Origin of the sequence: Streptomyces sp. NPDC058964 (genome assembly GCF_042741275.1) — a bacterium.
Lineage (GTDB): Bacteria > Actinomycetota > Actinomycetes > Streptomycetales > Streptomycetaceae > Streptomyces.
Genome location: NZ_JBHYKH010000514.1, coordinates 1 through 6,400, shown reverse-complemented (window position 1 = coordinate 6,400; position 6,400 = coordinate 1). Strand labels below are relative to the sequence as shown.

The window sequence follows — 6,400 nt, the reverse complement described above, 5'->3', positions numbered from 1 at the left end:
GGTGTTTCGCGCAGTTCACCGACCCCCTGCGCCCCCTTGACACCCCTCCTCCGGGGCAGGCACATTGAGTTGCGCAACCTGAATCATGTTGCGCAGACAGCAACTGGACTGGTTTCAAGTTCGGAGGTTGGGCGATGGCGGGACCCCGAGTGGTCATCATCGGAGCGGGCGTCGTGGGAGCGGCTCTCGCGGACGAGATCTCCGCGCGAGGCTGGACCGAAGTGACCGTGGTCGACCAGGGCCCCCTCCCGGCCACGGGGGGTTCCTCCTCGCACGCGCCGGGCCTGGTCTTCCAGACGAACCCCTCCAAGACCATGACGGAGCTGGCCCGCTACACCGTCGAGAAGTTCTGCTCCCTCGACGTCGACGGCAAGCCCTGCTTCCTGCAGGTCGGCGGCCTGGAAGTGGCCACCACCCCCGAGCGCCTCACCGAGCTCCACCGCCGCCACGGCTGGATCACCGCCTGGGGTATCGAGGCCCGGCTGCTGACCCCCGACGAGTGCGTGGAGCGGCACCCGCTCGTCAACCGCGACAAGATCCTCGGCGGTCTCCTCGTCCCCACCGACGGCCTGGCCAAGGCGGTCCTCGCCGTCGAGGCGCAGATCCGCCGCGCCACCGAACGGGGGGTCCGCTTCCTCGCCCGCCACGAAGTCCTCGACGTACGGCAGAGCGAGGGCCGGGTGACCGGGGTCCTGACCGACCAGGGCGAGCTCCCCGCCGACATCGTGGTGTGCTGCGCCGGCATCTGGGGTCCGAAGATCGCCCGCATGGTCGGGATGAACCTTCCGCTCACCCCGCTCGCCCACCAGCTGGCCTGGACCGGCCCGGTCCCGGCCCTGGCCGGCCAGACCGAGGAAGCGGTGCGCCCGATCCTGCGGCACCAGGACGCGGACCTCTACTACCGCGACCGCTTCGACGGCCTCGGCATCGGCTACTACGGCCACCGCCCCATGCCCGTCTGCGCCGACGACATCCTCTCCGTCGACGAGGCCGAGCAGATGCCCTCGGTCCTGAAGTTCACCGAGGAGGACTTCGAGGACGCCTGGACCGAGACCCGGTCCCTGCTGCCCGCGACGAAGGAGGCCAAGGTCGAGGAGGGCATCAACGGCCTGTTCTCCTTCACCACCGACGGCTACCCGCTGCTCGGCGAGTCATCGGAGGTCAAGGGCTTCTGGGTGGCGGAGGCCGTCTGGGTCACCCACTCCGCGGGCGTCGGCCGGGCCGTGGCGGAGTGGCTGGTCGACGGCTACTGCTCCTCCTTCGACCTGCACGAGTGCGACGTCAACCGCTTCGAGCCGCACCAGCTCTCCCCGGAGTACGTCCTGGCCCGCGACTGCCAGAACTTCGTCGAGGTCTACGACATCCTCCACCCGCTCCAGCCCTCCGGGAAGCCACGGCCCGTCCGCACCAGCCCCTTCCACGCCCGCCAGCGGGAACACGGCGCGTTCTTCCTGGAGGCCAACGGCTGGGAGCGCCCGCAGTGGTACGAGGCCAACGCCTCCCTCGTCGAGGGCCGCAACATCCCCACGCCCAACGACTGGGCCGCCCGTTACTGGTCGCCCATCGTCGGCGCCGAGGCCCAGGCCACCCGGGAGACCGTGGCGATGTACGACATGACGGCCCTCAAGCGCCTCGAGGTCAGCGGTCCGGGCGCCGCCGCCTTCCTGGAGCGGCTGTCCACCGGCAAGGTCGACAAGTCCGTCGGCTCGGTGACGTACACCCTGCTCCTGGACCACGACGGCGGCATCCGCAGCGACATCACCGTCGCCCGGCTCGCCCGGGACCTCTTCCAGGTCGGCGCCAACGGCAACCTCGACCTCGACCGGTTCACCCGCCATCTGCCCGCCGACGGGTCCGTCGCCGTCCGCGACATCACCCCGGGCACCTGCTGCGTCGGCCTGTGGGGCCCGCTCGCCCGCAAGGTGCTGCAGCCCCTGACCGACTCCGACTTCTCCGACGACGGCCTGAAGTACTTCCGTGCCAAGCGCGCCCACATCGGCAGCGTCCCCGTCACCGCGATGCGTCTGTCGTACGTCGGCGAACTCGGCTGGGAGCTGTACACCACCGCCGACCTCGGCCAGAAGCTCTGGGACACCCTCTGGGCCGCGGCCCGGCCGCTCGGCGGTGTCATCGCCGGCCGCGGCGCCTTCAACAGCCTCCGCCTGGAGAAGGGTTACCGCTCCTTCGGCACCGACATGACCTACGAGCACGACCCCTACGAGGCCGGCCTCGGCTTCGCCGTCAGGCTCGACAAGGACGACTTCATCGGCAAGGCCGCACTCGAACGCCGCAAGGCGGACGTCCGCCGCAGACTGACCTGTCTCACCATCGACGACCCCCGGTCCGTCGTCATGGGCAAGGAGCCGGTCCACGACGGCGACCGCGCCGTCGGCTACGTCACCAGCGCCGCCCACGGCTACACGATCGGCAAGGGCATCGCCTACGCCTGGCTCCCGGCCGAACTCACCACCCCCGGCACCACCGTGCACATCGGCTACTTCGACCGGCGCATCGAGGCCGTCGTCGCCGAGGAGCCCCTGTTCGACCCGACCATGTCCCGCCTGCGCGGTTAGTGCACCGCGAGAGCTTCGAGGGAAGGAACACCGCCGGTGACCGCACAGAAGCTCGACGGCAAGGCCACCGCCGCCGAGATCCGCCGTGAACTCGCCGAGCGTGTCGCCGAGCTGACCGCCACCGACGGCCGCCCGCCGGGCCTCGGCACCGTCCTGGTGGGCGACGACCCCGGCAGCCATGCCTACGTCGCCGGAAAGCACCGCGACTGCGCCCAGGCCGGCATCGCCTCCATCCGCCGTGAACTGCCCGCCGACGCGACACAGGGACAGGTCGAGAACGTCATCGACGAGCTCAACGCCGACCCGGCCTGCACCGGCTACATCGTGCAGCTCCCCCTGCCGGGCCACCTGGACACCAACGCCGTACTGGAACGCACGGACCCCGCCAAGGACGCGGACGGACTGCACCCCGTCAACCTCGGCCGGCTCACCCTGGGCACGGACGCCCCGCTGCCCTGCACCCCGCGCGGCATCGTGGAACTCCTGCGCCGCCACAACGTACCCGTCGCCGGGTCCCGGGTGTGCGTGATCGGCCGGGGCGTCACGGTCGGCCGGCCCCTCGGCCTCCTGCTGACCCGCCGCTCCGAGAACGCCACCGTCACCCTCTGCCACACCGGAACCAAGGGCCTGGCCCGGCACGTACGCGAGGCGGACATCGTCGTCGCGGCCGCCAGCTCACCCGGACTGATCACCAAGGACATGCTGCGCCCCGGCGCGGCGGTCCTGGACGTCGGCATCACCCGCACCGATCACGGGCTCGTCGGGGACGTGCACCCGGACGCCGCCCACGTCGCCGGATGGCTCGCGCCGATGCCCGGCGGCGTGGGACCCATGACCAGGGCGATGCTGCTCACCAACGTCGTCGAGGCCGCCGAGAGGAACGCGAACACCGTATGAACGCGCTGAACACCCCCCTGGCGGAGCTGGACCCCGAGGTCCACGCCGCACTCCGCGCCGAGCTGCACCGCCAGCAGTCCACCCTCGAGATGATCGCCTCCGAGAACTTCGCGCCCTCCGCCGTGATGGAGGCCCAGGGGTCGGTCGCGACCAACAAGTACGCCGAGGGCTACCCCGGACGCCGTTACTACGGCGGCTGCGAACACGTCGACGTCACCGAGCGCCTCGCCATCGAGCGCGTCAAGTCCCTCTTCGGCGCGGGCTTCGCGAACGTCCAGCCGCACTCGGGCGCCCAGGCGAACACGGCCGTCTTCTTCGCCCTGCTCCGGCCCGGCGACACCGTCCTGGGCCTCGACCTGGCACACGGCGGGCACCTCACCCACGGCATGCGCATCAACTACAGCGGCAGGATGCTCAACGCCGTGCCGTACCACGTGGCCGTGGCGGACAACCTCGTCGACATGGACGAGGTCGAACGGCTCGCCAAGGAACACCGCCCCAAGATGATCATCGCGGGCTGGTCGGCGTACCCCAGGCAGCTCGACTTCGCGGCCTTCCGACGGATCGCCGACGAGGTGGGCGCCCTCCTCATGGTCGACATGGCGCACTTCGCGGGCCTGGTCGCCGCCGGGCTCCACCCCAGCCCCGTCCCGCACGCCCACGTGGTCACCACGACGACGCACAAGACGCTCGGCGGCCCCCGCGGCGGAGTCGTCCTCACCAACGACGCCGACCTCGCCAAGAAGATCAACTCGGCGGTGTTCCCCGGCATGCAGGGCGGCCCGCTGGAGCACGTCATCGCCGCGAAGGCGGTCTCCTTCAAGGTGGCGGCCTCACCCGAGTTCGCCGAACGCCAGGTCCGCACCCTCGCCGGCGCCCGGGCCCTCGCCGACCGCCTCACCCGCCCGGACGCGGCCGCCGCCGGGGTGAAGGTGCTCACCGGCGGGACGGACGTCCACCTCGTCCTGGTCGACCTGCGCGACTGCGCACTCGACGGCCGGCAGGCCGAGGACCTCCTCCATGCGATCGGCATCACCGTCAACCGCAACGCCGTCCCCTTCGACCCGCGCCCGCCCATGGTCACCTCGGGCCTGCGCATCGGCACCCCCGCGCTGGCCACCCGGGGCTTCACCGAGGAGGACTTCGCCGAGGTCGCCGACGTGATCGCGCTGGCCCTCCAGCCCGAGCCGGACGTGGCCGCGCTGCGCGCCCGCACCGAGGCACTGGCCGCCAAGCACCCGCTCTACCCGCACCTCTCGCCGAACCCGGCAGACGGAGACGTCCGATGAGCCCCAGCACCCCCGGCGCCGACATCCCCGACCACCCCGATTGGCTCTGGCGCACACCCGAGCCCAAGCGGTCGTACGACGTGATCATCGTCGGCGGCGGTGGCCACGGCCTGGCGACCGCCCACTACCTGGCGAAGAACCACGGCATCACCGATGTCGCCGTACTGGAGAAGGGCTGGCTCGCGGGCGGCAACATGGCCCGCAACACCACGATCATCCGCTCCAACTACCTGTGGGACGAGAGCGCGGGCATCTACGAGCACGCGCTCAAGCTGTGGGAGGGCCTGGAGGAGGAACTGGACTACCCGATCCTCTTCTCCCAGCGCGGGGTGCTGAACCTCGCCCACAGCCTGCAGGACGTCCGCGACAGCGTGCGCCGCGTCGAGGCCAACCGGCTCAACGGCGTGGACGCCGAATGGCTCGACGCCGAGCAGATCAAAGAGGTCTGCCCGATCGTCAACATCCGTCCCGACGTGCGCTACCCGGTTCTCGGCGGCACCTACCAGCCACGCGCCGGCATCGCCAAACACGACTATGTGGCCTGGGGCTTCGCCCGCTCCGCCGACGCCGCCGGAATCGACATCATCCAGAACTGCGAGGTCACCGGCCTGGACGTGGTCGACGGCCGGGTGGCCGGAGTCCGCACCACGCTCGGCCCGATCGCCGCGGGCAAGGTCGCCCTGTGCTCGGCCGGCCACACCTCGGTGCTTGCCGCCATGGCGGGCATCGAACTCCCGCTGCAGAGCCACCCCCTGCAGGCCCTGGTCTCCGAACTCCTGGAACCCGTGCACCCGACGGTCGTCATGTCCAACGCCGTTCACGTGTACGTCAGCCAGGCGCACAAGGGTGAGCTGGTCATGGGTGCGGGCATCGACGCGTACAACTCCTACACCCAGCGCGGCGCCTTCCACATCATCGAACAGCAGATGTCTGCCGCACTGGAGCTCTTCCCGGTCTTCGCCCGCGCCCACGTGCTGCGCACCTGGGGCGGCATCGTCGACGTCAGCCCCGACGCCTCGCCCATCGTCGGCCTCAGCCCGGTCGGCAACCTCTACCTCAACTGCGGCTGGGGGACCGGCGGTTTCAAGGCCACCCCGGGCGTCGGATGGGTCTACGCCCACACCATCGCCCACGACACCCCCCACGCCCTCAACGCCCCCTTCTCGCTCGACCGTTTCACCACCGGCGCGCTCGTCGACGAGCACGGCGCGGCCGCGGTGGCCCACTAGGGATCCCCAAGGGAGCCGAACCAGATGCTGCTCATCCCCTGCCCGTGGTGCGGGCCCCGTGACGAGGTCGAGTTCCACTACGGCGGCCAGGCACACGTTCCCTGGCCCGAGGACCCCGCGGCCCTCACCGACGAGGAGTGGGCGCGGTACCTCTTCTTCCGCGACAACCCCAAGGGGCCGTTCGCCGAGCGGTGGAGCCACGCGGCGGGCTGCCGCAGATGGTTCAACGCGGTGCGGGACACGGCGACGAACGAGATCCTGGCGGTGTACCGGGCGGGGGAGGAGCGTCCGGCCGTTGCGGAACTGCGGCGTCCGTCCACCACTCGGCCAGGTCCGGCACCCTCAGCCCGTCCGGCGATCGAGGACGAGCCCGTTCAGCGCGATGCGGGTGCGGGGGCGAAGCCCCCGGAGC

5 protein-coding genes are annotated in these 6,400 nt (G+C 71.0%); all 5 read left to right on the top strand.

Going from position 1 to position 6,400, the window contains the following annotated elements; all coding sequences use genetic code 11:
- The first annotated feature begins 134 nt into the window (after positions 1–134).
- Positions 135–2,573 carry an FAD-dependent oxidoreductase gene (locus ACFW2E_RS38820; protein WP_384474354.1) on the top strand — a complete coding sequence of 813 codons (2,439 nt, stop codon included), beginning with the start codon at positions 135–137 and terminating at the stop codon, positions 2,571–2,573.
- Positions 2,574–2,609: 36 nt separating this feature from the next.
- On the top strand, positions 2,610–3,470 hold the full coding sequence (locus ACFW2E_RS38815) for a bifunctional methylenetetrahydrofolate dehydrogenase/methenyltetrahydrofolate cyclohydrolase (RefSeq protein WP_384474351.1): 861 nt from the start codon (positions 2,610–2,612) through the stop codon (positions 3,468–3,470).
- Positions 3,467–4,759: a serine hydroxymethyltransferase gene (glyA, locus tag ACFW2E_RS38810; RefSeq protein ID WP_384474348.1), complete on the top strand. Its 1,293-nt coding sequence runs from the start codon at positions 3,467–3,469 to the stop codon at positions 4,757–4,759. The genes ACFW2E_RS38815 and glyA overlap by 4 nt, the downstream gene beginning before the upstream one ends.
- Positions 4,756–5,988 (top strand): sarcosine oxidase subunit beta family protein, encoded by a 1,233-nt coding sequence (locus ACFW2E_RS38805; protein WP_384474346.1) that lies wholly within the window; start codon positions 4,756–4,758, stop codon positions 5,986–5,988. Before glyA ends, ACFW2E_RS38805 begins: the two co-directional genes overlap by 4 nt.
- A gap of 24 nt (positions 5,989–6,012) precedes the next feature.
- Positions 6,013–6,400: sarcosine oxidase subunit delta (locus ACFW2E_RS38800; RefSeq protein WP_384474343.1), on the top strand; the 388-nt coding region annotated here is incomplete at its 3' end.